Below are 4,197 nucleotides of genomic sequence, written 5' to 3' on the forward strand. Positions count from 1 at the left end.
ATCGGTGTCTCAGCAACTCCGAACTGCACCAGAGGCCCTGTCTTCATGCACGGCCACGGCAGAATCACCCGCCCCACCGGCCACTTTCGATCACACCGCACTCAAGATCGATAGGACAACGGCTTCTAAGGTCAAGCCCAGCGCGCCGCAGCCTGGTTGCGGCAGTCGGCAAGCACACCTTGCGCCCGGCCAGGGCAAGTTGCGGGGTGGGCAAAGTACGGGAGGAGAGCGTGGACGGACAGCGCCGGTTCACCCGGCCGCGGGCGTTAGGGGCGCTGGACGGCGGTCTGGCAGCGGACGTGAAGGTCTTCGCTGAACACCTGCGGGTGCTGCGCGAGCGGGTCGGTATGACCTCCGATGCCCTGGCCGAGGCCCTGGGCGTCGATCCCAGCCGGTTGTCGCGGTTCCTGTCCGGCCAGAGCCTGCCGCAGCCTCAGATGCTCACCCGCCTGCACCGGCTGCTCGCCGACGAACTCGCAGACGAAGAGGACGGCCCCGACGCGCCGGATGTGATCGAGGCGGTCAAGGGCAGCCGCACCTTGCTCTACGCCGCGGCCCGCGCCCGCGGGCCGCTGTCCGCCCGCGCCTACGAGGTCGAGGAGCTGAAAGAGAAGTTCGCCGAGCAGCAGACCGCCACGGCCCGGGAGCTGGACGGTCTTCAAAAGGAGCTGCGGCAGGAGCGGGCACACCGCCGACGTGCCGAGGAGCAGCTGGCCGAGATGCGAGCCGCCGACGGCCGGCACAGCTACGCCGAGCAAGCAGCTCGGCTGGAGCGGGAGCGCGACGCCGCGTTGCGGCGCGTGGCCGAGCTGGAGGACCTGATCGCCCAGACAGGTGCCCTGCTGCGGCTGCAGGAGCGCGACGCCCAGCGCACCGAGGAGATGGCGCACGACACCCACCGGGAGCTGGCCCTGTGGGAGGAAGGATTCGCGCCCGCACCGTCCTCACCGCTTACGCCTGACATGCATCTGGACGACATCGTCGATCTGCTGGCCGAGCTGCGCGATGAGGACCGGGACGCGGAAGCGGATGGTGCACTCGCGGACATCGCCCGCCGTTGGGAGCCACAGATGGTGGCCCAGCTGTACGTGGGCCTGCAGGACGCCGGCCGACACCTCGACGGGCGCAGTCTGCTGGATGCGGCCGCGCGGCTTTGCGACGGCCCCCGCCTGCGGCAGCTGATCCTGGCCTCCGCCAAGAACAAGCGTGACCTGGAGACTGTCCTGGGCCAGACCCTGCTGCCACACGTGGGGGTGTTGACACCCGTATCCGAGGTCCTCCGGCTGGCCAAGGCCTTCCGGCACCGCTCCGAACGCGACCAGCTGCAAGACCTGGCCTACCACGCCGGCGCCCGCCCGCCCAACGAGCTGGCAGAGCTGCGACGGGCCGGTCTGCCAGCTGCCATGTGGACGGAAGAGCTGGTGACGGAAGAACACACCGGCAGGTGGGGGAAGACGTCGCGCAAGCGCGAACGGACGATCGTGCACGTCCGCGGATGCGAGAAGATGACCGACTCAGCGACCACGTACCGCAGATCGATGAAGTCGGCGTCAGCCAAGGAGAAAGCCGACAGCGATACAGCCCGTTGGTGCCCCTCCTGCGAAGCCCGGGACATGGCCATGCAGCAGCTATACCTTCGGTAACACGAGCACCACAGCGGCACCGGTCTGCGTCCAGCTCACCGGCCCCGCCCCGGTCGCCTCACCGCCCTGCGGTACGTGGCCCGCAACGGCGCCGGCATCGGCATCGGCACCCGGGCCACCGCCGCATACCTCAACGACCGCATCTCCCAGACCGTCTAGATCCTCAGCTTGACTCTGTCGGGGATCTTGGAGTTGCCGAGGTCAGGTGCCCAGGGTGCGCCAGGACTTCGGCCGGGGGATTTCGTGCTGATCGAGGTAGTTCTGGAAGGCGGTCGGTCGGCGGGGAGGGGGTGCTTCGTCAGCCGGTGGGAGACCGCTGAGGCGCTCGATGTTGATGGCGATCGCGGTCAGGACGTGCTGGACGTGGGTTTTGCTCTGTCCTCGGTAGCGGCAGCGGCGCATGCCGTGACCGTGAGCGAACTCGTTGACCGTTCCCTCCACTCCGGAGCGGACTGCGTAGCGGGTCTTCCAGTCGGGCGTCTGTTGCTCGGCACGGACGCGGAGTTGCAGGTCGCGGAGTTCTCGCGGGGGAAAGCCGATGGTGCGGGTGCTCTCGCGGGAGGTGGTGCATTGTGCGCGGGCCGGGCAGGGGTGGCACTGGCTCTTGGTGAATCGTGCCACGATCAGTGGGGCCGCGGTGGGTGAGGAGGTCGGGTAGGGGCCGTGCCAGCCCTGGCTGACCTGGCCCTGGGGGCAGGTGACCTGCCGGCGGTCGTAGTCGATGTGGAAGTCGTCGCGGGCGAAGCCCTCGCCTCGGCGGTGTTGCCGGGTGGGGTTGCTCCGCAGCGGCCCGGAGACGGTGACCTGGTGGTCGCGTGCGGCTTGTTCCAGGTGTGGCAGGGAGGTGTAGCCGCTGTCGACCAGGTGCTCGGCGGGCAGCAGGCCGCGGCGGTGCAGGCGGGTGTGGATGCCGGGCAGGACCTTGCTGTCGTGGGTGGTGGACGCGGTGGTGGCCACGTCCGTGATCACGTTGGGGCCGTCAGGAGCACAGGTCTCCGTCAGGTGGGCGGAGAACCCCTTCCAGCTGATGATGTGCCCGTGACGGGCATAGCGGGCCGAGGTGTCGTAGGGAGAGACGATCACCCGGGACGAGGGCGGCAGCCCGGGTCCGTCCTCGGTCTCGGCGGTGCGCCAGCGCAGGCGGCCTGCGGCGTCGCGGTGATAGTTCTGCACCACGATCTGGCGCAGAGCCTGGACACGGGGGCCGGACGCTCGGTCCACTCCGTGCCGGTAGAGGTGTTCCAGGAGCCGGACGGCGTCGTTCCCGGTGGCCATGATCCTGGTCTTGGGCTTGGTGGGGTTCTTGCCCAGGCGGACCGGACGGCCGTAGCGACGTCCCCAGTCCTCGTCGACCAGCTCGTCCAGCAGATGACCGGCGGTGTCGGCGACTTCTTCCAGCGCGGCGCGGACCGCCTCGGTGATCAGCTCCAGACGGGTTAGATTGCGGACCGCGGCCAGGACGTGGGTGGAGTCGGTGCGCTGTGTGGTGCGCTCGCGTACCAGGCCGGCCTCCTTGAGGCGGGCCAGTGTGAGGTCGAGGAGGCGGTCGGCGCGATCACCCTCGGCGAGGCGTTCACGGAAGTCGGCCAGCACGCTGTGATGGAAGCCGGGGTCGTCCAGCTCCATGGCCATCGCGTACTTGAAGTCGATCCGGCAGCGGACCGCCTCGGCAGCCTGCCGGTCCGACAAACCGAGCAGAAACTGCAGCACGCAGACGGTGGCCAGTTGGGCGGGCGAGAGGCCGGGGCGCCCGTCGCGCGGGTACCAGTCGGCAAAGTCCTCATCGCGCCACAGCCCGTCCAGCCGGTCGCGCACCCATATCGCCGTCGTGCCGTTCGGGTTGCTCGCCCGCGCGATCTGCACGGTCAGAGGCGGGACTTGCTCACCGGAACGGGGACGCAGTGACAACGGGCACCTCGACGGCTGCATCGGTCATCGGAACCAACCGAGCATGCCCGTTGATCATGCTGCCGCGTCGCGAAACTCCAAGATCCCCGACAGAGTCAAGCTCAGAACCCGTTTGATATCCCCGGTTGACGAGTAGCGTGGGCACCTACGTTGGTGCGGTGTCCGAGGGCGCCCGGCTGGAGGATTTCGTTCACACGGACAGCCGAGGCCGGGACGGAACCGCTGGGCCCGGGCAGCCTCAGCGTGATCGGCCGAACAATCGGACACTCCATGGCGGGAGAGACAATGAGTATCCGCACCTGACGGGCGCCGCACTCCCGGCCACCGCCGGCTCGGCCGCCGCCGACAACGGAGACGGCGTCCTCACCAATCCCCACTTCAGGGCTCCGACAAACCACGCCCTGAACTGCCGCAGCAGCGGCTCTTGTACCTTCCGCGGCACTCAGGACTGACCGAGGGCGGCCGGGGAGGACGAGTCACTCCTGGGCAGTCCCGCCGGCAAGGACCTGGTGCCGGGTCAGAAGCCGTTGTCTTTCCGTACTTGATCACCGTGTTATCGCTGGTCAGGCATAGTGTCGGGGTTTCTGTGGCAGGCAGAGCACGTCGTGTCGGCGTGGCTGTGGAGGTGCGGAATGCCGTCGGTGAT

2 protein-coding genes are annotated in these 4,197 nt (G+C 68.7%); one reads left to right on the top strand and one right to left on the bottom strand.

The annotated features are described in order from the left end of the window. The first annotated feature begins 230 nt into the window (after nucleotides 1–230). Nucleotides 231–1,643: a helix-turn-helix domain-containing protein gene (locus ABGA99_RS36425; RefSeq protein ID WP_347581843.1), complete on the top strand. Its 1,413-nt coding sequence runs from the start codon at nucleotides 231–233 to the stop codon at nucleotides 1,641–1,643. Nucleotides 1,644–1,844: 201 nt separating this feature from the next. On the opposite strand, the gene ABGA99_RS36430 is transcribed toward ABGA99_RS36425, so the two are convergent. Beyond that, entirely contained in the window at nucleotides 1,845–3,506 is a 1,662-nt protein-coding gene (locus ABGA99_RS36430) for an IS1182 family transposase (protein WP_347581842.1), read from the bottom strand. Nucleotides 3,507–4,197 lie beyond the last annotated feature (691 nt).

The sequence above is a fragment of the Streptomyces sp. B5E4 genome (genome assembly GCF_039871555.1).
Classification (GTDB): Bacteria; Actinomycetota; Actinomycetes; order Streptomycetales; family Streptomycetaceae; genus Streptomyces.